A 20,671-nucleotide genomic window follows, 5' to 3' on the forward strand; every position below is an offset into this window, starting at 1 on the left:
GCGAAGCGCGGTCGTTGCGCGGGGAAAGACATTTTGCCGCGAGTTGGCCGCAGGCGAGCGGCTTTCTTTGAACTGAAAGCAAAGCCGCGAGACTAAGCGGGCTGCGCCTACACCAGGCCCTACGCCGCCGCCTGCTCGCGCGGCTGGGTGATCGCGATGTGCCAGCAATGCGCCAGCGGCGTTGTGCCGTTGGCGAGCACCAGGGCGTCGAGCTCGACGAAGCGATGGCCCTTCTTGTCATAATTGCCGACGACCTTGGCCCGCGCCGTCAGTTCGTCGCCGATCTTCGATGCCGACAAAAGCTGCATGCGGGTGCCGACGTGGATCCAGGGCCCGAGGATCGCGTTGTCGACCAGCACCTTGTTCATCACCCGCGGCAGCAGGCCGGGATGGCCGAGCCCTTTGCGCAGGTAGATCGGATCGGTCTCCCTGATATCAGCGAGATATTCCTTCGCGGCATCGCCGGACCAATCGCGCGGGATGGTGCCGAGCCATTTGCCAAGCTCGTAGGACGACGCGCTGACAGGCTTGCGCTCGGCCACCGCCGCAACCTCCTTGTAGTCGTCAATCGCGACCTTCGGCGCCAAGGCCGGTAGCGACGCAGTGCCGGTGGCGCAGAGCTCACCGCGGCTACGCAGCTCGATCGACAACCCATTGCCGGTCTCCTGGCCGGTCAATTCCGCGATCTCGCCGTCATAGACCGGCTTCACGAAGCGCGCTTCGATCAGCCCGCGCTCGAGGAAATCGCCGCCCCATGTCTCGACCGGCAGGTGCATCATGTAGGCCATGACATCGACGCCGGGCACCAAACCGCCGGAGAAGCCGAATTTCCGCGCCACCGTGTCGTCGTGGATCTTGTTCTCTGACAGCTTCGAGGTGTTGTAAGCCGAGACGCGGTAGGTTTGCGGAGCTGCCATGGGTTTCCCTTATTTCGGTTGCTTTTCTGGCGATGATCGTAGTTCAACCGAACACTGTGGCAAGCCTCTCGTTTTGCTCGCAATTTTCCGCCCGATGGAGTACACGCGGGGCCCGCGCACGCCGCTACTCTCTGGATCGATGACTGAAACTCCTACCCCCACCCGAATCTATGTCGATGCCGACGCCTGCCCGGTGAAGGACGAGATCTACCGCGTCGCGATCCGTCTCGGCGTGTCGGTCAGCGTGGTTGCAGGCGGCTTCATCCGCGTTCCGCAGGACCCGCTGATCGAGCGCATCGCTGCCGGTTCCGCGATGGATGCCGCCGACGACTGGATCGCGGAACGCGCCCATGAGGGCGACGTTGTCATCACTGCGGACATTCCGCTGGCGGGCCGCTGCGTCAAGGCCGGCGCCGAGGTGATCGCGCCGAACGGCAAGCCGTTCACGGAACAATCGATCGGCATGACGCTTGCCATGCGCAACCTGATGACCGATCTGCGGTCGTCGGGTGAAATTACCGGCGGGCCGAAATCGTTCTCGCCGCGGGACCGCTCGACCTTCATCTCGACACTCGACCAGACCATCCGCCGCATCCAGCGCCGCCGCGCGGAGCAGGCGACGACGACCCAGGGCTGACGCGATGGCACCACCGCTCATTCAGCTCAAGGACATCAGCCTCACTTTCGGCGGCACGCCGCTCTTGACCGGCGTCGAGCTGTCGGTCTCAGCCGGCGAGCGCGTCTGCCTGATCGGACGCAACGGCTCCGGCAAGTCGACGCTGCTGCGGATCGCGGCCGGCCTTGTCGAGCCCGACTCCGGCAGCCGCTTCGTGCAGCCCGGCGCCACCATCCGCTATTTGCCGCAGGAGCCCGATTTCGCCGGCCATGCGACCACGCTGTCCTATGTCGAGGCCGGGCTCGGCCCGGGCGACGACCACTACCAGGCGCGCTATCTGCTCGAGCAGCTCGGCCTCAGCGGCGAAGAAGATCCCGCGCATGTCTCCGGCGGCGAGGCACGGCGCGCGGCGCTGGCGCGGGTGCTGGCGCCCTCGCCCGACATCCTTTTGCTCGACGAGCCGACCAACCATCTCGACCTGCCGACCATCGAATGGCTCGAGGGAGAACTGGAGAGCCGGCGCTGCGCGCTGGTGCTGATCAGCCACGACCGCCGCTTCCTCACCAACCTGTCGCGCACCACCGCCTGGCTCGACCGCGGCCAGATCAGGCAGATCGACCGCGGCTTCGGCGCGTTCGAGGCATGGCGCGACGAGGTGCTGGGGGAGGAAGAGCGCGAGCAGCACAAGCTCGACCGCAAGATTGTCAACGAGGAGCACTGGCTGCGCTACGGCGTCTCCGGCCGCCGCAAGCGCAACGTCAAGCGGCTCGGCAATCTGCACGCCCTGCGCGACCAGCGGAGGAACTATCGCGGCGCCACCGGCAACGCCACGCTGGCGGCTGCGGAGGCCGAGAAATCCGGCCGCCTCGTGATCGAGGCGAAGGGCATCACCAAGGCCTATGGCGAGCGCACCATCGTCGACGGCTTCTCGACGAGAATTCAGCGCGGCGACCGCATCGGCATCGTAGGCCCCAATGGCGCCGGCAAGACCACGCTGGTGCATCTTCTGATCGGCAACGATCCGCCCGACAGCGGCTCGGTGCGGCTTGGTGCCAATATCGAGATGGCGACGCTGGATCAGCACCGCGAAAGCCTCGATCCGAAGCTCACATTGGCCGAGGCACTGACCGGCGGCCGCGGCGACCATGTGATGGTCGGTGACAAGCCGAAGCACGTCATCGGCTACATGAAGGACTTCCTGTTCGCGCAGGAGCAGCGCGGCACGCCGCTGGAGGCGCTGTCCGGCGGCGAGCGCGGCCGGCTGATGCTGGCGCGTGCGCTGGCGAAGCCGTCCAACCTCCTGGTGTTAGACGAGCCGACCAACGATCTCGATCTCGAAACCCTCGACGTGCTCGAAGAGATGCTCGGCGACTACGAAGGCACCGTGATCCTGATCAGCCACGACCGCGACTTCCTCGATCGCGTCGTGACCTCGGTGATCGTGCCGGAGGGCCAGGGCCGCTGGATCGAATATGCCGGCGGCTACACCGATATGCTGGCGCAGCGCGGCGCCGACGTGAAGCGCGAGACGGTGAAGGCGCAAGCCGCGGCCGATGAGAAAAAGGAAGCGAGGGCCGCAGCGCCCGAGGCGGCGCCAAAGCGCCGGCTGAGCTTCAACGAGAAGCATGCGCTGGAAACGCTGCCCAAAACGATCGACAAGCTGCAGGCTGAGATCGCCAAGCAGCAGAAGCTGCTTGACGATCCCGACCTCTACACCAAGGATCGCAACAAGTTCAACGTCGCATCCGCGGCGATCGCCAAGGCGCAGGACGAACTCGCTGCCGCAGAAGACCGCTGGCTCGAGCTCGAAGTGCTGCGCGAAGAGATCGAACAGGCGTGAACACTATGTCCCTCCCCGTCATTGCGAGCGAAGCGAAGCAATCCATCTGTCCACGTCCGCTGATGCATGGATTGCTTCGTCGCTGCGCTCCTCGCAATGACGGGAATTCTGAACCGGAGTTGACCCGATGACCACGTCCCTCGCCGCCAAGATCGCCCGTGAATACGGCACGCCCTGCGCCGTGATCGACATGGACCGGGTCGAGCGCAACATCGCCCGCATCCAGGCGGCCTGCGATGCCGCCGGCGTCGCCAACAGGCCGCATATCAAGACGCACAAGAATCCGACGTTGGCGCAGCTACAGGTCAAGGCCGGTGCGAAGGGCATCACCTGCCAGAAGCTCGGCGAGGCCGAGATCATGGCGGACGCCGGGATCGACAACATCCTGATCAGCTACAATCTGCTCGGCGACGAGAAGATGGCGCGGCTCGGCGCTCTCCAGGCAAAAGCCAACGTCACCGTCGCGGCCGACAATTCGGTCGTCGTCGGCGACCTGCCGAAGGCGGCGGCGGCGTCAGGCCGTCCGCTCTCCGTCGTCGTGGAATGCGACACCGGCCGCAAGCGCGCCGGCGTCGAGACGCCAGCGGAGGCGATCGCGCTGGCGCGGGAGATTGCCAGCTCAAAGGGCCTGATCTTCGCGGGCTTTATGCTGTATCCGACCGAGACCGGTTGGACGGAAGCGCAGAAATTCTACGACGAGGCGCTGGCCGGCGTGCGCGCGCATGGGCTCGATGCTCCGATCGTCTCGACCGGCGGCACGCCGAACCTGAGGAATCTCGGCAAGCTGAAGGGCGGCACCGAGCACCGCTTTGGCACCTACATCTACAACGACCGCATGCAGGTCGCCGCCGGCGTCGCGACGTGGGACGACTGCGCGCTGCACATCTATTCCACCGTCGTCAGCCGCGCCGGCCCGGAGCGCGGCATCCTCGATGCTGGTTCGAAGACACTGACCACGGATACCGGCGGCCTCGAGGGTCACGGCCTGATCCTGGAGCATCCCGAAGCCAGGATCGCGCGCTTTGCCGAGGAGCACGGCTTTCTCGATCTGTCCCGCAGCAACACCCGGCCGAACGTCGGTGACGTCGTGCGGATCGTTCCCAATCACGTCTGCGTCGTCGTCAACATGATGGACGAGGTCGTGATGGTGCGCGGCGACGAGATCATCGGCACGCTGCCGGTCGCGGCAAGAGGGAAGCTGCGGTAGCCTCCGTCCACCTCTCCCGCTTGCGGGTAGGGCAATCGCATTTGGAAAAAAACGCCCTGTGGCCCATCCTTCGAGACGCCCGCCTTTGGCGGGCTCCTCAGGATGAAGTCTTGTTTTGCGGCACAATAGTAGACCCTCATGGTGAGGAGCGCCGCTTGCGGCGCGTCTCGAACCACGAGGCCGAGTACGTGCGTAGCCATCCAAGGCGGCATATGCGATAGCCCTGCGCTTGCGGGAGAGGTCGTATGGCATCGCCAGATGCGATACGGGTGGGGGCTGTCTCGACAATATGACTCGCGGTAATACCCCCACCCCAGCCCTTCCCCGCAAGCGGGAGAGGGAGCGCAGTGCCGTCGCGGTGCTATCCGCCTGAGATCGACCTACGCCCGCACCAGCGCCTGCAGCTCCTGATTCAGCGCCTCGCGAAACACCTCGATCGGCTGCGCCAATCGGCCGGCCGGCGGGCGATGCACGATCCAGGCGCGGACCGCGGGGTTGAAATCCTCGATCCTGACGATCTTGAGCCGGTTGCGGATCGGGCTGCGCTTCAGTGCCGCCGGGGTCACGAGCCCGATGCCGAGCCCGCGCGCAACCAGCGACAGGCGCAACTCGCTGTCCAGTGCCTCGACCGCGACCGTGAACGGCAGATGCGCCGCATCGAAGTGACGCTTCAGCGTCTGGCGAAAGCCGCACCCATCCTGATTGATCACCCATCCCATGCGGGACAGCCATTCGAGGTCGACCGACTTCGGCGTCTTCATGTCGCGCGCGACGACGAACACCACCGGCTGCACGCCGAGATCATCGGCAAGAAGCTCCGCCGGCGGCGCGGTGCCGTCAGGCAGGCAGACCGCGGCTGCGTCGAGCTCGTTGCGCGACACAGACTCCAGGTGATGCGGCGACCAGCCGGACACGACGCGCACCGCGAGCGCGGGAAATTCCGCGCGCACCGCATCGAGCGGCCCGGTGAGCCCCGCCTCCGACAGGAACGGCGTCAAGCCGAGCCTGAACTCGCCGCGCACCACGCCGTCATTTGCGACCCCGGACTTTAGATCGTCGAGCATGCGCAGCAGGCGTCGGCCCTGCTCGTAGGCCTCGTATCCGGCCGGCGTCGGCTTCAGCGGTTTCGACAGCCGGTCCAAAAGCTGCGCACCGAGCATTTCCTCGAGATTCTGGATCCGCCGCGTCACGCCGGGCTGGGTCAGATTCAGCCGCGCCGAGGCCGCGACGATCGATCCGGTCTCCACCACCGCGACGAAGGCGACAAGGTCATGCGTATTCATAACAGACTCGCATATTCTTCATTATCTTATTTGAATTGTAGCATATTAGGCCAATCCCCTAAAGGGGGCTTCGCAACTTCATCCGCGAGGTCCCATGACCATCTCCGACGTCACCAAGCTCTCTTCGGCCCGCCCCGTCTCGGTGCGTCCCCTGATCTGGATCGGCGCCATCACGACCGGCACCGTCGTCACCAATCTGTTCGCGCCGCAAATCCTGGTCGGACTGATGGGCCGTTCACTCGAGATGACCGCATTCGAGGCCGGCCTGATGTCGACGCTGACGCTGCTCGGCTACGCGCTCGGTCTGTTGCTGCTGGTGCCGCTGGTCGATCTGGTCGAGAACAAGCGGCTGATCCTGCGCACGCTGGCTTGTGCGATCGTGGCGGCGCTGGGCACCGCGCTCGCGCCAACGCCCGACTTTCTGCTTGCCGCAACCTTCATCCTCGGCGCCTCCTGCGCTGCGATCCAGATGGTGGTGCCGCTGGTCGCCTCCATGGTGGCGCCGGAGCGTCGCGGCCAGGCGATCGGCGACGTCATGAGCGGATTGATGATCGGCATCCTGCTGTCGCGCCCGGCGGCGAGCCTGATCGCGGACGCCTGGAACTGGCGCGGCTACTACATCACCTCGGCCATTCTGATGATTGTGCTTACCGCGGCGCTGGCGCGCTGCCTACCGACGCTCAAACCAGTCACGGCCACGAGCTACGGTGCATTGCTGCGCTCGTTTCCGACGCTGCTGCGCGAGGAGCCGGTGCTGCGCGTGCGTGCCTGGACCGCGGCGCTGGTGATGGCATCGTTCACCGCATTCTGGGCCGCGGTCGCATTGCGCCTACCCGATGCGCCGTTCAATCTCGACGCCAGGGGGATCGCGTTGTTCGCATTGATCGGTGTGGCCGGAGCCGCGGCGACCTCGGCGGCCGGCCGCTGGGGCGATAGGGGCTTTGCGCGGCCGCTCTTGATCGGCTCGCATCTGCTTATCATCATCGCGGTTGCGCTGTGCATCTGGGCCGCCATGCTCGAATCCCGGATCGCGGCACTGCTGGTGATGAGCATCGGTGCGATCCTGCTCGATCTCGGCATCACCACGGATCAGACGCTCGGCCGCCGCGCGGTCAACCTGCTGCGGCCCGAGGCGCGCGGGCGCATCAATGGCCTGTTCGTGGCGCTGTTCTTCATCGGCGGCGCAGTCGGAGCTGCGGCCGCCTCCGCCGCCTGGAGCTTTGGCGGCTGGACGATGGTGTGCGTGGTGGCCGGCGCCTTCGGCGTGCTCGGCGTCATCACCGATCTCGCAACAAAGACCGGGTCGTCATGAGATGTCGTAGGATGGATAGAGCGCAGCGAAACCCATCAAATCTCATCGGTGCGGAAGCTTGATGGGTTTCGCTGCGGCTCTACCCATCCTACCGTTTGAGCCATCTGAGCGCACCATTCCCTGCGGCGACACCGGTCGCGAACGCCGCCTGCAACAGATAGCCGCCGGTCGGAGCTTCCCAGTCGAGCATCTCGCCGGCGGCGAAGGTACCAGGCAGCCGGCGCAGCATGAAGTGGTCGTCGAGCTCGTCGAACCTGATCCCGCCCGCGGTCGAGATCGCACGCGCGATCGGCGCCACGCCGGTGATTCGGATCGGCACCCTATTGATCATTGCGGCGAGATCGGCCGCCGGCAGCGACGCGAGCGGCCGGCCGGCGATGGCTGCGGCCTCCTGCAACAACCCGATGCCGACCGGCGAGAGCTGCGCGGCCTTGCGCAGGAAGTTGGAGAAGGATTGCTTGCCCCTCGGCGCCGACAACCGGGTGAACAATTCGTCCGTCGCAACGTCGGGACGCAATGCGACGTGGAGCGTTGCCGTTCCTTTCGCCAGCACCGCCTCGCGCAGCTCCGCCGACAGCGCGTAGATCGCGCCGCCTTCGATGCCGGCGCGGGTGACGATGGCCTCGCCGCGCACCGCGTGCGCGCCGATTGTGAATGCGACGCTCTTGAGCGGTTGGCCTTCAAACCTGTCGCGGAAGAGATCGGACCAGGCGACGGTAAACCCGGAATTGGCCGCCGTCATCGGCGCAATGGCAACGCCCTTCGCCGCGAGTATCGCCGTCCATGCGCCGTCAGACCCAAGCCGCGGCCAGCTCGCGCCGCCGAGCGCGAGCACGGCTGCGTCCGCATGACATACGCGTTGACCGTCCGGCGTCTCGAACAGGAGCCCGCCCGCCTCATCCCATCCGACCCAGCGATGCCGGAATGCAAACCGCACGCCCGCGGCATCGAGCCGCCGCAGCCAGGCGCGCAGCAGAGGCGATGCCTTGAACGCCTTGGGGAAGACGCGGCCGCTCGTGCCGACGAAGGTCGGCTGCCCCAGTGCTTCACACCACGCACGCAGGCCCTCAGGTGGAAACGCCTCGACCGCGGCCTTCAGATGGGGCCTTGCCTCGCGATAGCGCGCGAGGAATTCCGGCAGCGGTTCGGAGTGAGTGAGATTGAGCCCGCCGCGGCCGGCCATCAGGAATTTGCGACCAGCCGACGGCACCGCGTCATAGACGGTGACGCCGGCACCACCAGCCGCGAGCACCTCCGCTGTCATCAGCCCCGCGGGGCCGCCTCCGATGACAACGACGTGTTTGGTAGGTGGGGACGACATCAAACGACCGTCCATTTGCATGAACGTCATTCCGGGATGGTGCGAAAGCAGCAGACCCGGAATGACGAACGAAATCGCTTATAGCTTGATCCCCGCGCGCGCGGCGGCCTGGGCGACATATTTCTGCGTCTGCTCGAACGCGCCCTGCAGCGCCTTCGCGGTGGACATGTCGCCGACCTCGTTGAAGTGCGCAGCGACCGCGTCTGGCGTCCAGTCGGACTGTGGAAGGTTGACGCCTTCGGTCTCCAGCACCTTGATGATGGCGAACGAGCCGGCGCCGGCGCCCATGATGGTGCGGGTCGGCGCGTCCTCGCTGAGCAGAAACTCGACCGCCGGCGTGATCGCTTCCGGCTTCATCAGCGCCAGCGCCTGCGGCGGCAGCAGTTCCTCGGTCATGCGGGTCGCGGCGGTCGGCGAGATCGTGTTGACCTTGATGTTGTTCTTGCGGCCCTCTTCGGCGAGCACGTTCATCAGGCCGACCATGCCGGCCTTGGCGGCGCCGTAATTGGCCTGGCCGAAATTGCCGAACAGGCCCGACGACGAAGTCGTCAGCACGATGCGGCCGTAGTTGCGCTCGCGCATGCCGGCCCACACCGCCTTGCAACAGTAGAACGTGCCGGTGAGATGCACGCCGAGCACCTTGTCCCAGTCCGCGACCTCGAGCTTGGCGAACGACTTGTCGCGCAGGATCCCGGCATTGGCGCACAACAGGTCGACGCTGCCCCACTCCTTGGTGGCGCGCTCGACCATCGCGGTGACCTGCTCGAAGTTCGAGACGTCGGCGCCGTCGGCCATCGCGGTGCCGCCCGCCTTGCGGATTTCCTCGACCACGGTCTCGGCCGGCGACAGCGAGCCGCCGGTGCCGTCGCGCGCGCCGCCGAAATCGTTGACCACGACCTTGGCGCCGCGGCTGGCGAGCCCCAACGCATGCGCCCGTCCGAGACCATTGCCCGCGCCGGTCACGATAGCGACGCGTCCGTCAAACCTGATTGCCATGCCGTCGATTCCTGTACTTCTTCCCTTCTGCCCCTTGTGGGAGAAGGTGGCGCGCAGCGCCGGATGAGGGGTTCTCTCCACAGATGAGCTCGCGGAGAGAGACCCCTCACCCGGCTTCATCTCGCTCCGCTCGATTGCGCCACCCCTTCCACAAGGGGAGAGGGTGCCGCTCGAACGGCCTGAAGAGGCTGGAGACGTTTTGAGCAGCGATGGATGGCCGGGTCAAGCCCGGCCCTGACGGCCACGGGCACGCTATACCGAAGGGGCCATCGATCCGCAGGGCTTCAAGGTTTTGAGCAGGTGCCCGTTCCAGCACTCGTGGTGCTCTTGGGCGAAGCTAATGAGACCAATCACAATCAAAGCGACCACGACAAGTCCGGCGACGATGTTCTGCACCATGGCTGCCACTCCCGGGACCGCACCGCCTACGGAGGGATGATGAACACCAGGGATCGTCGCCGTCAATGCGCTACGTGGACCAAGCGAGCAATGCACCAGCTATGACGGCGGGTTGAGCCGGGCTCGCTCCACCTCTCCCGCTTGCAGACCCGCAAGCGGGAGCGCAGTCTCTTCACTCGATCTCATGACGCCTTAGTTGAAATAGATCAGGCCGAGCCAATCGGCGACCAAAGCGGGCTTTTCCTCGCCCTCGATCTCGACCGTGACGTTGGTGCGCGACAGCAATTCCTTCGGCTTGCGCAGCGTGGCTTCCGCCAGGACGAAGCGGCCGCGAACGCGCTTGCCGGCGCGCACCGGCGAGATGAAGCGCAGCTTGTCGAAGCCGTAGTTGACGCCCATCGCGGTGCCCTCGACGACGGGCATCACCTCGTAGGACATGATTGACATCAGCGACATCGTGAGGAAGCCGTGCGCGATCGTGGTGCCGAAGGCAGTTTCCTTGCTGGCGCGCTCGGGATCGACATGGATGAACTGGTGATCTTCGATCACGTCGGCATAGGTGTTGATGCGGCCCTGATCGATCAGATGCCATGAGGACACGCCGATCTCTTTGCCGACCATGCCCTGGTAGGTTTCCAGGGACACCGGCGGCTTCTTCCAGACTTCATTCATCGATTAGCTCTCCGAACCCGACCGCACTTTCTGCAGCTCCGGGAATTCTTCCTCACGAAACTCGACTCCGCGCAACGCATCGCTGCGATTATCGTCATGTTCGAGCCGGCGCAACTGCACCCGGCGGATTTTTCCGGAGATCGTCTTCGGCAGCTCGGTGACCAGTTCGAGCTTGCGGATGCGCTTGAACGGCGCAAGGCGGCTGTGCAGATGCTTGAAGATCGAGAGCGCCGTCTCCGGGGTGCGCTCGACGCCGGAGACCAGCAGCACATAAGCCTTCGGGATCGCGAGCCGGATCGGATCCGGACTCGGCACCACGGCAGCCTCGGCCACCGCATCGTGCTCGAGCAGCACGCTCTCGAGCTCGAACGGCGAGATCCGGTAGTCGGAGGACTTGAACACGTCGTCGGTGCGGCCGACGAAGGTGAGATAGCCTTCGTCATCGGCGAACACGACGTCGCCGCTGCGATAGATGTCGCCGTCGGCGCCGCCGAGCTTGCCGTCATCGCCCTGGTAGCCCTGCATCAGTCCAGCCGGCCGGTCGACGCCGAGCAGCAGCGTCACCTCGCCTTCCCTCGCCGGCTGGCCATCATTGTCTGACACCTGGACGCGATAGCCCGGCAGCGGACGGCCCATCGAGCCGACCTTCACCTTCTGCCCGGGCGAGTTACCGGCGAGCGCCGTGGTTTCGGTCTGGCCGTAGCCGTCACGGATGGTGAGGCCCCAGGCCGATTTGACCTGGTCGATGATCTCGGGATTGAGCGGCTCGCCGGCGCCACAGACCTCGCGCAGCGAGACCTTGTAGCTCGCAAGCTGCTCCTGGATGAACATCCGCCACACCGTCGGTGGCGCGCACAGCGTGGTGACGCCGCAACGGCCGATGATCGAGAGCAGTCCTTTCGCCTCGAAGCGTGGCTGGTTCGCGATGAAGATCGTGGCGCCGGCGTTCCACGGCGCGAAGAAGCAGCTCCAGGCGTGCTTGGCCCAGCCGGGCGAGGAGATGTTGAGGTGGATGTCGCCGGGCTGCAGCCCGATCCAGTACATCGTCGAGAGATGGCCGACCGGATAGCTGCGCTGGCTGTGCCGCACCAGCTTCGGCTTCGCCGTGGTGCCCGAGGTGAAATAGAGCAGCATCGGGTCGTCGGCCTGGGTCAGGCCATCGGGCGTGAAGCTCTCGGACGCTTTGGCCGCATCCTCGAACGGCAGCCAGCCCTCGGGCGCCTGCGTCGCACCGATCACGATGCGCACGAGCTTGTCGCTGCCAAGGCCCGCAAACTTCGCAGCTTGATCGTGGGTGGCGACAACCGCCTTTGCCTTGCCGCGATCGAGCCGGTCACGCAATTCGTCTCCCGTCAGCAGCGTGGTCGCGGGGATCACCACGACGCCGAGCTTGATCGCCGCCAGCATGGTCTCCCAGAGCGGCACGACATTGCCGAGCAGCAGCAGGAGATGATCGCCGCGCTTCAGCCCCTGCGCACGCAGGAAGTTCGCCACCCGGTTGGAACGGCGCGACAGTTCGGCGAAGGAGAGCTTCGTCTCGTTGTTGCTGGCGGCATCGACGATCCACAGCGCCGGCCGGTCGCGACTGTCGGGATGGCGTGCCAATTCGGCGTCGAACCAGTCCAGCGCCCAGTTGAACGGCACCGGGTCGGGCCAGCGAAAATCTTTGACCGCGGTGTCATAGTCGGTGCGGTGCTTGAGCAGAAAAGCGCGTGCGTCCTGAAATGTGGTCATGGTGCTTCACCACGTCTTCTCGGCGTCATCCTGAGGAGCCGCGCCATTGCGCGGCGTCTCGAAGGATGGGCCACGGGCACCGCATCCTTCGAGGCTCGCTGGCGCTCGCACCTCAGGATGACGCAACCAAAATTACTTTCCAGCGAGGCTCCGAACGTGCTGGATAATCCCGGAAAAGTCGACCCCGCCATGGCCGGTTGCGTCGAAGGTCTTATAGATCTCCTGCGCATGCTGGCCGAGCGGCGTCGCCGCCCCGGCGGTCCTGGCTGCGTCTTGCGCCAGCGTCAGGTCCTTCAGCATCAAATTGGTGGCGAAGCCCGGCTTGTAGTCATTGTTGGCTGGTGAGGTCGGCACCGGGCCGGGAACCGGGCAATAAGTCGTCAGCGACCAACACTGCCCCGACGAGGTCGAGGCGACGTCGAACAGCGCCTGGTGCGACAGGCCGAGCTTTTCGCCGAGCACGAAGGCTTCACCCACCGCAATCATGGAAATGCCGAGGATCATGTTGTTGCAGATCTTGGCTGCCTGCCCCGCGCCGGCAGCGCCGCAATGCACGATCTTCTTGCCCATGTTCTCCAGCACGGGCTTTGCCGTCGCAAACGCCTTGTCCGCACCGCCGCACATGAAGGTCAACGTCGCGCCCTTGGCGCCACCAGTGCCGCCCGAGACCGGCGCATCGACCGAGGCCATGCCGTGCTTGGCGGCAAGCGCGTGCGCCTGCTTGGCGCTTTCGACGTCGATGGTCGAGCAGTCGATGATCAGCGTGCCCTTGGCCATCACCGGAAGAACGTCGGTCCAGACGCCGAGCACATGCTTGCCGGCCGGCAGCATGGTGATGACGACGTCGGCACCCTTGACCGCAGCAACGCTGCTTTCAGCGATCGCGGCGCCATCTGCCTTGGCCTGATCGCGCAGCGCCGCGACCAGATCGAACGCGGTGACCTTGTGGCCGGCTTTGACCAGATTGGCCGCCATCGGCCCGCCCATATTGCCGAGCCCGATGAATGCAACGTTTGCCATGGAAGCTCCTCCGCTTGCGACGTTTCTATTTGCTGTCTGGAAATGTCAGTTCGTCAGCGCCGATCCCGGCGAAGTATGGCGCCACCATCTCCGGCGTCACATCCTCAATTCGCGGCGGCGACCATTTCGGATTGCGGTCCTTGTCGATCACGGCGGCGCGCACGCCCTCGCGGAAGTCATCGCTGGCGAACACTTCGAGCGCGGCGCGATACTCGCGCACCAGGCACTCCTCCAGCGTTGCAGTCGCCCGCGCCAGCCGCAGCAGCTTGAGCGTCACGATCATGCCGCGCGGCGACTTCTCGCCCAGCGTCGTGAGCGTCGCCTGCGCGAGGTCGGACCCGTCGGCCTTCAGCGCCTCGACAATGTCTTCCATCCGACCGCGCGCGAACCAGCCATCGATTTTCGCCTGCAGCGCTGCGACCGGACCCGCCGTCTCGCCGGTGGCAAAGCCGCGGATCACGCTGTCGATCGCGGCCGACGTCGTGCCCGGCCGAACTTGGGTCAGCGCTTCACGCAGCGCCGCAAGCTTCGCGCTCGGCACCACTGCGTCAGCGAACTTGGCGTAGATCGCGTCAGGGCCATTCATCGTCGCCCCGGTCAATCCAAAATAGGTGCCGAGCTCGCCTGGGGCGCGTGACAGCAGATAGGTGCCGCCGACATCGGGGAAGAAGCCGAGCCCGACCTCGGGCATCGCGAGCTTGGTCTTCTCCGTCACCACGCGATGACGGCCGTGCGCGGACAGTCCGACGCCGCCGCCCATCACGAGGCCGTCCATGAACGCGACGTAGGGCTTCGGATATTTCGCGATCCGCGCATTCATGATGTATTCCTGGCGCCAGAAGACCTTGCCGAGGTCTCCCCTCACCTTCGAGCTCTCGTACAGCCCGCGGATGTCGCCGCCGGCGCACATGCCGCGCTCGCCGGCGCCCTCCAGCAGCACCACGGCGACCTCGCCATCTTGCTCGAACCGGTCCAGCGCCGCGTCGATGCCCTGAGACATCTCCAGCGTCATCGCGTTGATCGCCTTCGGCCGGTTGAGCCGGATCACGCCCAGCGCCCCTTCGCGCCGGACGATCAGGTCGCCGTCTGCTGCTGTCGCGTCATTCATGGCGCGCCTTCGATCAACTTGCGCGACACGATCAGTCGCATGATTTCATTGGTGCCTTCGAGGATCTGGTGCACGCGCAGGTCGCGCACGATCTTCTCGATGCCATATTCGCTCAAATAGCCGTAGCCGCCGTGCAGTTGCAGCGCCTGGTTGGCGACCTCGAAGCCGACATCGGTGCCGAAGCGCTTGGCCATCGCGCAGAGCATGCCGGCGTCGGGATCCTTGCGGTCGAGCGCGGCCGCGGCGCGCCACAGGAAGGTGCGCGCGGCTTCCAGCTCGGTCGCCATGTCGGCGATCTTGAACTGCAATGCCTGGAATTCGTCGAGCCGCTTTCCGAACGCCTTGCGCTCCTTCATGTAGGCCAGCGCCTTGTCGAGCGCCGCCTGCGCACCGCCGAGCGAGCACGCCGCGATGTTGAGACGGCCGCCGTCGAGACCCGCCATCGCGATCTTGAAGCCGATGCCCTCCTCGCCGAGCCGGTTCTCGACCGGCACGCGCGCATTCTCGAACATCACCGCGCGGGTCGGCTGCGCATTCCAGCCCATCTTGCGCTCATTGGCGCCAAACGACACGCCCGGCGTCTTGCCGTCGATCACCAGCGTCGAGACGCCGCCCGGTCCGTCGCCGCCGGTCCGCACCATGGCAACCAACAGATCGGTGCCGCCGGCGCCGGAGATGAACTGCTTCTGACCGTTGAGCACGTAGTGGTCGCCGTCGCGCACCGCGCGGGTGCGGAGCGCAGCGGCGTCGGAGCCTGCGCCGGGCTCCGTCAGGCAGTAGCTTGCCAGCAGCTCCATGGTGCACAGCTTCGGCAGCCAGTTACGGCGCTGGGTGTCGTTGCCGTAGGCATCGATCATCCAGGACGCCATGTTGTGGATCGAGATGAAGGCCGACGTGGTCGGGCAGCCCATCGCCAGCGCCTCGAAGATCAGCGCCGCATCAAAGCGGGTCATCGCCGAGCCGCCGACGTCGTCGCGGATATAGATGCCGCCGATGCCGAGGCTCGCCGCCTCGCGCATCACGTCGACAGGAAAGTGCTTCTTCTCGTCCCATTCGAGCGCGTGCGGCGCGATCTTCTCCGCGGCAAACGCCCGCGCCATGTCGCGAACCGCGATCTGGTCCTCGTTGAGAGCGAACTGCATCTCAAATGCCCCTACAGGGTGAAGTCACCTCTCCCCCAACGGGGAGAGATCGATTTGCGCAGCAAATCGGGTGAGAGGGTACCGCTCCAACGAGAGACCGTGCCCCTCACCCGGCGCTTCGCGCCGACCTCTCCCAAAGGGAGAGGTGATTTCCCGATGCTGCCGAAGCTCACTCCAATCTCGCGTTACTTCATCGTCGGGATCGAGAACTCCGCGCCCTCCTTGACGCCGGACGGCCAGCGCGAGGTCACCGTCTTGGTCTTGGTGTAGAAGCGGATCGAATCCGGACCATGCTGGTTGAGGTCGCCGAAGCCCGACTTCTTCCAGCCGCCGAAGGTGTAATAGGCGATCGGCACCGGGATCGGCACGTTGATGCCGACCATGCCGACATTCACCTTGGCCGCGAAGTCGCGTGCCGCGTCGCCGTCACGGGTGAAGATCGCAACGCCATTGCCGTAGTCGTGGTCGGACGGCAGGGCCAGCGCCTCCTTGTAGTCGTGGGCACGCACCACCGACAGCACGGGGCCAAAAATCTCTTCCTTGTAGATCCGCATGTCCTTGGTGACGTTGTCGAACAGCGAGCCGCCGAGATAGAAGCCCTTTTCATAGCCCTGCATCTTGAAGCCGCGGCCGTCGACGGCGAGCGTGGCGCCTTCCTTGACGCCGATGTCGATGTAGTTCTTGACCTTCTCGACCGCCTCGCGCGTCACCAGCGGACCGTAATCGGCGGACGGATCGACCGAGGTGCCGACCTTGAGCGACTCGACGCGCGGGATCAGCTTTTCCATCAGGCGGTCGGCGGTGGTCTTGCCGACGGGCACCGCGACCGAGACCGCCATGCAGCGCTCACCGCCTGATCCGTAGCCCGCACCGATCAAGGCGTCGACCGTCTGATCCATGTCGGCATCCGGCATCACGATGGCATGGTTCTTGGCGCCGCCGAAGCACTGGCAGCGCTTACCGGTCTGGGCCGCGCGGGTGTAGATGTATTCGGCGATCGCGGTCGAGCCGACGAAGCCGATCGCCTTGATGTCGGGATCGTCGAGGATGGCGTCGACCGCTTCCTTGTCGCCGTTGACGACGTTGAGGATGCCGGCCGGCAGGCCCGCTTCGATCATCAGCTCGGCAAGCGCCATCGGCACGCCGGGATCGCGCTCGGAGGGCTTCAGGATGAAGGCGTTGCCGCAGGCGATCGCCGGCGCGAACTTCCACATCGGGATCATCGCCGGAAAATTGAACGGCGTGATACCGGCGACAACGCCGAGCGGCTGGCGGAGCGAGTAGATGTCGATGCCGGGGCCGGCGCCTTCGGTGTACTCACCCTTCATCAGGTGTGGAATGCCGCAAGCGAACTCGACCACTTCGAGGCCGCGCTGGATATCGCCCTTGGCGTCGGGAACGGTCTTGCCGTGCTCGCGCGCCAGCAGCTCGGCGAGCTTGTCGTAGTCGCGCTGCACCAGCTCGAGGAAGCGCATCATGACGCGGGCGCGGCGCTGCGGATTGGTCGATGCCCATTCCGGCTGTGCGGCCTTGGCGTTCTCGACCGCGGCGCGGACCTCGGCCTTGGAAGCCAGCGCGACCTTACCCTGGACGTCGCCGGTCATCGGCTCGAAGACGTCAGCCGTGCGGCCCGAGGTGCCCTTGACCTCCTTGCCACCGATGAAATGTCCGATTGAGCGCATGAAAAACCTCCCTTGAAGACCTGAATCGCCAGCCTGCCGGCGAGATCGCTTTACAAACCCTATTGACCCTGCATTTTATAGGATTCAAGTCCGATAAATTGCACCATAGATGTGCGGAAATGCTGGATCAAGGCGGCGGCACAATCGACTGGGACGACTTCCGTTTCGTGCTCGCCATCGTGCGCGGCGGATCGGTTTCGGCCGCCGCCAAGCAGCTCGGCGTCGATCATGCCACAGTGATCCGGCGTGTCGACCGGCTGGAGCGTCACCTCTCCGCAAAACTGTTTGATCGCCGCAAGACCGGCTACCTGCTGACCGAGGCCGGCCAGCGCGTCGCCGACAGCGCGGAGGCGATGGAATCCACCATCGCGGCCAACCAGGAGGCGGTCGGCGGCTCGCGCGCGCATTTGACCGGCACGGTGCGGATCGGCGCCCCCGATGGGTTCGGCAGCCACTTCCTGGCCTCGCGGCTGGTCAAGTTCGCCGAGCGGTATCCCGATCTCGACCTCCAGCTCGTCGCGACCGCGCGCCTCTTCAGCCTGTCCAAGCGCGAGGCCGACATCGCGATCAGCCTGACCATGCCGAAGGAAGGGCGGATCGTCGGCCGCAAGCTGCTCGACTATACGCTCGGGCTATATGCCGCACCCGCCTATCTCGCGCAGGCGCCTGACATCACCGGACGAAGCGACCTGCCGCGCCACCGCTTCGTCGGCTACATTGAGGAGCTCCTGTTCACGCCGGAGCTGGACTATCTGCCGCAGGTCTCGCCGAAGATCTCGGCCAAGTTCCGCAGCGCCAATCTGATCGCCCAGCTCAACGCGACCATCGCGGGCTTCGGCATCGCCGTGCTGCCGCACTTCATGGCGACCGCGCATCCGGAATTGCAGCCCGTGCTGCCGGACGAGGTGCGGATCTCGCGCACCTTCTGGCTCTTGATGCACGCCGACAGCAAGGACCTCGCGCGCATCCGCGCCGCGGCCGATTATATCTACGAGACGGTCGAGGCCGAGCGTGGCCTGTTCAGCGGGTCCTAAAGCGCGATGAGATTGAGTTGAATCGTCATCGCGCTTCAGCTCGTTGTTTGAACATGATCGGAAAACGGCTGCACACTTTTCTGGAGCATGCTCCAGTCTCGTCGTCCCGGCGAAGGCCGGGACCCATAGCCACCGTCATGCGCCGTGATCGAGATCGCGGCCCCAGCGAGCTAAAGAACCAACATTCGGGGTAATGGGTCCCGGCCTGCGCCGGGACGACGTTGGGGAAGCAGCTCGCCTAATTGACCTTCGCCTTCTTCGCCGGCGCCTTCGCTGCCGCGGCGCGGCCGAGCACCGCCTCGCGGCCGGCGGCGAGCACCTCGTCGGACAATTCGCCATTGCCTGCGATCCGCGCCATCACGATGGTGCCCATCATCGTCGCAAGCGTCGCCATCGCCTGCTTGCGCGCGGTCTTGCGCGGCACGTCCAGGATCTGGTCAGCGATCATGTCGATCATCTGCTCGAGCTTGAGCGCGAACGCCTTGCGGGTCTTCGGGCTCTCGCGCGCGATCTCGGCGCCGAGCGCCGGGATCGCGCAGCCATGGCCAGGATCGTCGCGATGGACCTGCGTCAGATAGCCGTCGACGATGGCCGCAAGCCGCCTCTCAGGCGGCATCTCGGCGACAACCTTGCGCCAGCGTTCGGTGCCACGGTCCATCGCATGGTTGAAGGCCTCGATCACCAGCGCCTCGCGCGAGTCGAAATGCGCGTAGAAGCCGCCATGGGTCAGGCCGGCGTCCTTCATCAGATCGGCGACACCGATTCCGTGCGCGCCCTTTTCGCGCAGCCGGACCGATGCCTTCCGCACGATCCGCGCATGGGTTTCCTGCTTGTGTTCTTTCGAATAGCGCATACCGGTCTCATGGAATGTTTCCAATCATATAATAGCAGATTTGCGCCGGAAAAGCTGTAGTTATTTCGTCTTTGCAGCCTCCCCGAGCATCGAGAAGGTCGCGGTTGCGTGCACTGCGAGATTGGCCTTGCTGTCGCGGACGAAGCCCTCGGCGTAGCTGGTCTGCCGGCCGAGCTTGATCACGCGGCCTTCGGCCGTGATGGTTCCCGAGCGCACCGAGAGCGGGCGCAGATAGGTCAGCTTGAGATCGAGCGTCACCGAGGTCTGGCCCGCCGGAAGCATGGTCGAGAGCGCGCAGCCCATCGCGGTATCGAGCAGCGCGGCGGCGGTCGCGCCGTGCAGCAGGCCGATCGTGTTCTCCAGGCTCTCATGCGGATCGAGTTCCATCACGATCCGCTCCGGCTCGACCACGCTCATGCGGAAGCCGATCAGCTTGGCCATCGGCGGCGGCGGCAGCCTGCCGTCGCGGATCGCGCGCATGGCCTCGATGCCCGACATCGCGACCGCGGCCTTCGCCGCCGGCCCCGGAGCCTGCCATTCCACGACGCGCACACGCAGCAAATCGGGTGAGAACAGGTCGATCGTGTCTGCTGACGTCATGACGGGCTCCGTTTATATGATTGATATAATTCTATAGATGCCCCCTCGCGCGCGCAACCGCCTCGATCCCTTGACAGGAGCATGCTTTGTCCGGGAAGTGGCCCGACCAATTCCTGATGCGAGACGTTCACCATGGACATGCTCAATCCCCATTGCGGTATCGACCGCGACTCGAGAGGCGTCGTCCGCCTGACGATCTGCAATGCCGGCAAGCTGAACATCGTGAGCTCGGCGGTGACCAATGGCGTCCGCGAGGGGTTCGAGCATCTCTCCGCCGACCCGACCATCCGCGCGGTGATCCTGTCGGGCGAAAGCGAGCGGAGCATGATCGGCGGCGCCGACATCAAGGAGATGGCAAAGCTCGACCAAAAGTCCGCCGAGCAGTTCATCCGCCGCCTGCGCGACCTCTGCGAGGCCGTGCGCCAGTTTCCGGCGCCTGTCATCGCCCGGCTGCCTGGCTGGTGCCTCGGCGGCGGGCTCGAGGTCGCGGCCGCCTGCGATGTGCGCGTCGCCGCGCATGATGCGATGTTCGGCATGCCCGAGGTGCGCGTCGGCATCCCCTCGGTGATCCACGCCGCGCTGCTGCCGCGGCTGATCGGCTGGGGCCGCGCGCGCTGGCTGATGATGACGGCGGAAAACATCGACGCGCCCACCGCGCTCGCCTGGGGCCTGGTCGACACGGTCGCAAAGCCCGGCGGCCTCGACGAGGCGGTCGAGCACACCGTGAAGGCCCTGCTGGAATGCGGCCCCGAGGCGCTGCGCATCCAGAAGGATTTGCTGCGGCGATGGGAAGAGCTGCCGCTCACCGAGTCGGTCAATCTCAGCGTCGGCGTATTCGGACAGTCGTTCCTGACCGGCGAGCCGCAGCGGCTCATGCAGGGATTCCTGGATCGCAAACGGTAGCTGTCTGAAATCCCATCTACGCTTGCTACGCT

General features: G+C 65.5%; 19 protein-coding genes. 6 read left to right on the forward strand and 13 right to left on the reverse strand.

Features of this window, described 5'->3' with window-relative positions:
* Nucleotides 1-119: 119 nt before the first annotated feature.
* A complete protein-coding gene (locus P6U30_RS21425) occupies nucleotides 120-917 on the reverse strand; it encodes a hypothetical protein (protein WP_407164905.1) in 798 nt (265 codons plus the stop codon).
* Nucleotides 918-1,056: 139 nt separating this feature from the next.
* Between P6U30_RS21425 and P6U30_RS21430 the strand changes: the two genes are divergently transcribed.
* The 3 genes from P6U30_RS21430 to P6U30_RS21440 all read left to right on the forward strand — a co-directional run bounded on the left by P6U30_RS21430 (nucleotide 1,057) and on the right by P6U30_RS21440 (nucleotide 4,580).
* A complete protein-coding gene (locus P6U30_RS21430; protein ID WP_407164906.1) occupies nucleotides 1,057-1,554 on the forward strand; it encodes a YaiI/YqxD family protein in 498 nt (165 codons plus the stop codon).
* Between the two features lie 4 nt (nucleotides 1,555-1,558).
* The gene (locus tag P6U30_RS21435) at nucleotides 1,559-3,373 is read left to right on the forward strand and encodes an ABC-F family ATP-binding cassette domain-containing protein (protein ID WP_407164907.1); all 1,815 of its coding nucleotides are present in this window, start codon (nucleotides 1,559-1,561) and stop codon (nucleotides 3,371-3,373) included.
* A 127-nt stretch (nucleotides 3,374-3,500) separates the two neighbouring features.
* Nucleotides 3,501-4,580: a D-TA family PLP-dependent enzyme gene (locus P6U30_RS21440; protein ID WP_407164908.1), complete on the forward strand. Its 1,080-nt coding sequence runs from the start codon at nucleotides 3,501-3,503 to the stop codon at nucleotides 4,578-4,580.
* Nucleotides 4,581-4,960: 380 nt separating this feature from the next.
* Here P6U30_RS21440 and P6U30_RS21445 read toward each other — a convergent pair whose 3' ends face one another.
* The gene (locus P6U30_RS21445; RefSeq protein ID WP_407164909.1) at nucleotides 4,961-5,863 is read right to left on the reverse strand and encodes a LysR family transcriptional regulator; all 903 of its coding nucleotides are present in this window, start codon (nucleotides 5,861-5,863) and stop codon (nucleotides 4,961-4,963) included.
* A gap of 94 nt (nucleotides 5,864-5,957) precedes the next feature.
* Between P6U30_RS21445 and P6U30_RS21450 the strand changes: the two genes are divergently transcribed.
* A complete protein-coding gene (locus tag P6U30_RS21450; protein ID WP_407164910.1) occupies nucleotides 5,958-7,175 on the forward strand; it encodes an MFS transporter in 1,218 nt (405 codons plus the stop codon).
* 88 nt (nucleotides 7,176-7,263) lie between these two features.
* Here P6U30_RS21450 and P6U30_RS21455 read toward each other — a convergent pair whose 3' ends face one another.
* From P6U30_RS21455 to P6U30_RS21495, 9 genes are all read right to left on the reverse strand, one after another.
* Entirely contained in the window at nucleotides 7,264-8,439 is a 1,176-nt protein-coding gene (locus P6U30_RS21455; RefSeq protein WP_407164911.1) for a TIGR03862 family flavoprotein, read from the reverse strand.
* Between the two features lie 135 nt (nucleotides 8,440-8,574).
* A complete protein-coding gene (locus tag P6U30_RS21460; RefSeq protein WP_407164912.1) occupies nucleotides 8,575-9,492 on the reverse strand; it encodes an SDR family NAD(P)-dependent oxidoreductase in 918 nt (305 codons plus the stop codon).
* A gap of 252 nt (nucleotides 9,493-9,744) precedes the next feature.
* Nucleotides 9,745-9,891, reverse strand: coding sequence for a hypothetical protein (locus P6U30_RS21465; protein WP_407164913.1), 147 nt, complete (start codon nucleotides 9,889-9,891; stop codon nucleotides 9,745-9,747).
* Between the two features lie 192 nt (nucleotides 9,892-10,083).
* Entirely contained in the window at nucleotides 10,084-10,563 is a 480-nt protein-coding gene (locus P6U30_RS21470) for a MaoC family dehydratase (RefSeq protein ID WP_407164914.1), read from the reverse strand.
* Between the two features lie 3 nt (nucleotides 10,564-10,566).
* Entirely contained in the window at nucleotides 10,567-12,297 is a 1,731-nt protein-coding gene (locus P6U30_RS21475; RefSeq protein WP_407164915.1) for an AMP-binding protein, read from the reverse strand.
* Between the two features lie 132 nt (nucleotides 12,298-12,429).
* The gene (gene mmsB / locus P6U30_RS21480; RefSeq protein ID WP_407164916.1) at nucleotides 12,430-13,317 is read right to left on the reverse strand and encodes a 3-hydroxyisobutyrate dehydrogenase; all 888 of its coding nucleotides are present in this window, start codon (nucleotides 13,315-13,317) and stop codon (nucleotides 12,430-12,432) included.
* A gap of 25 nt (nucleotides 13,318-13,342) precedes the next feature.
* Complete coding sequence (locus P6U30_RS21485) at nucleotides 13,343-14,425, reverse strand: enoyl-CoA hydratase/isomerase family protein (RefSeq protein ID WP_407164917.1); 1,083 nt, start codon at nucleotides 14,423-14,425, stop codon at nucleotides 13,343-13,345.
* Nucleotides 14,422-15,567 (reverse strand): isobutyryl-CoA dehydrogenase, encoded by a 1,146-nt coding sequence (locus P6U30_RS21490; RefSeq protein ID WP_407164918.1) that lies wholly within the window; start codon nucleotides 15,565-15,567, stop codon nucleotides 14,422-14,424. Before P6U30_RS21490 ends, P6U30_RS21485 begins: the two co-directional genes overlap by 4 nt.
* A gap of 185 nt (nucleotides 15,568-15,752) precedes the next feature.
* A complete protein-coding gene (locus tag P6U30_RS21495) occupies nucleotides 15,753-17,249 on the reverse strand; it encodes a CoA-acylating methylmalonate-semialdehyde dehydrogenase (RefSeq protein ID WP_407164919.1) in 1,497 nt (498 codons plus the stop codon).
* A 119-nt stretch (nucleotides 17,250-17,368) separates the two neighbouring features.
* Between P6U30_RS21495 and P6U30_RS21500 the strand changes: the two genes are divergently transcribed.
* Entirely contained in the window at nucleotides 17,369-18,283 is a 915-nt protein-coding gene (locus P6U30_RS21500) for a LysR family transcriptional regulator (protein WP_407164920.1), read from the forward strand.
* A 238-nt stretch (nucleotides 18,284-18,521) separates the two neighbouring features.
* Here P6U30_RS21500 and P6U30_RS21505 read toward each other — a convergent pair whose 3' ends face one another.
* A complete protein-coding gene (locus P6U30_RS21505) occupies nucleotides 18,522-19,136 on the reverse strand; it encodes a TetR/AcrR family transcriptional regulator (protein WP_407164921.1) in 615 nt (204 codons plus the stop codon).
* A 60-nt stretch (nucleotides 19,137-19,196) separates the two neighbouring features.
* Complete coding sequence (locus tag P6U30_RS21510) at nucleotides 19,197-19,736, reverse strand: PaaI family thioesterase (protein ID WP_407164922.1); 540 nt, start codon at nucleotides 19,734-19,736, stop codon at nucleotides 19,197-19,199.
* Between the two features lie 132 nt (nucleotides 19,737-19,868).
* Between P6U30_RS21510 and P6U30_RS21515 the strand changes: the two genes are divergently transcribed.
* Nucleotides 19,869-20,639, forward strand: a complete 771-nt coding sequence (locus tag P6U30_RS21515) for an enoyl-CoA hydratase (protein WP_407164923.1) — start codon at nucleotides 19,869-19,871, stop codon at nucleotides 20,637-20,639.
* The last annotated feature ends 32 nt before the right edge of the window (nucleotides 20,640-20,671 follow it).

It is taken from the genome of Bradyrhizobium sp. ORS 111 (assembly GCF_045571485.1).
GTDB lineage: Bacteria > Pseudomonadota > Alphaproteobacteria > Rhizobiales > Xanthobacteraceae > Bradyrhizobium.

What these genes read in the sequence shown, in the direction of transcription:
- P6U30_RS21425 (WP_407164905.1), bottom strand. Translation starts at nt 917, where the DNA reads ATGGCAGCTCCGCAAACCTACCGCGTCTCGGCTTACAACACCTCGAAG.
- P6U30_RS21430 (WP_407164906.1), top strand. Translation starts at nt 1,057, where the DNA reads ATGACTGAAACTCCTACCCCCACCCGAATCTATGTCGATGCCGACGCC.
- P6U30_RS21435 (WP_407164907.1), top strand. Translation starts at nt 1,559, where the DNA reads ATGGCACCACCGCTCATTCAGCTCAAGGACATCAGCCTCACTTTCGGC.
- P6U30_RS21440 (WP_407164908.1), top strand. Translation starts at nt 3,501, where the DNA reads ATGACCACGTCCCTCGCCGCCAAGATCGCCCGTGAATACGGCACGCCC.
- P6U30_RS21445 (WP_407164909.1), bottom strand. Translation starts at nt 5,863, where the DNA reads ATGAATACGCATGACCTTGTCGCCTTCGTCGCGGTGGTGGAGACCGGA.
- P6U30_RS21450 (WP_407164910.1), top strand. Translation starts at nt 5,958, where the DNA reads ATGACCATCTCCGACGTCACCAAGCTCTCTTCGGCCCGCCCCGTCTCG.
- P6U30_RS21455 (WP_407164911.1), bottom strand. Translation starts at nt 8,439, where the DNA reads ATGACAGCGGAGGTGCTCGCGGCTGGTGGTGCCGGCGTCACCGTCTAT.
- P6U30_RS21460 (WP_407164912.1), bottom strand. Translation starts at nt 9,492, where the DNA reads ATGGCAATCAGGTTTGACGGACGCGTCGCTATCGTGACCGGCGCGGGC.
- P6U30_RS21465 (WP_407164913.1), bottom strand. Translation starts at nt 9,891, where the DNA reads ATGGTGCAGAACATCGTCGCCGGACTTGTCGTGGTCGCTTTGATTGTG.
- P6U30_RS21470 (WP_407164914.1), bottom strand. Translation starts at nt 10,563, where the DNA reads ATGAATGAAGTCTGGAAGAAGCCGCCGGTGTCCCTGGAAACCTACCAG.
- P6U30_RS21475 (WP_407164915.1), bottom strand. Translation starts at nt 12,297, where the DNA reads ATGACCACATTTCAGGACGCACGCGCTTTTCTGCTCAAGCACCGCACC.
- mmsB (WP_407164916.1), bottom strand. Translation starts at nt 13,317, where the DNA reads ATGGCAAACGTTGCATTCATCGGGCTCGGCAATATGGGCGGGCCGATG.
- P6U30_RS21485 (WP_407164917.1), bottom strand. Translation starts at nt 14,425, where the DNA reads ATGAATGACGCGACAGCAGCAGACGGCGACCTGATCGTCCGGCGCGAA.
- P6U30_RS21490 (WP_407164918.1), bottom strand. Translation starts at nt 15,567, where the DNA reads ATGCAGTTCGCTCTCAACGAGGACCAGATCGCGGTTCGCGACATGGCG.
- P6U30_RS21495 (WP_407164919.1), bottom strand. Translation starts at nt 17,249, where the DNA reads ATGCGCTCAATCGGACATTTCATCGGTGGCAAGGAGGTCAAGGGCACC.
- P6U30_RS21500 (WP_407164920.1), top strand. Translation starts at nt 17,369, where the DNA reads ATGCTGGATCAAGGCGGCGGCACAATCGACTGGGACGACTTCCGTTTC.
- P6U30_RS21505 (WP_407164921.1), bottom strand. Translation starts at nt 19,136, where the DNA reads ATGCGCTATTCGAAAGAACACAAGCAGGAAACCCATGCGCGGATCGTG.
- P6U30_RS21510 (WP_407164922.1), bottom strand. Translation starts at nt 19,736, where the DNA reads ATGACGTCAGCAGACACGATCGACCTGTTCTCACCCGATTTGCTGCGT.
- P6U30_RS21515 (WP_407164923.1), top strand. Translation starts at nt 19,869, where the DNA reads ATGGACATGCTCAATCCCCATTGCGGTATCGACCGCGACTCGAGAGGC.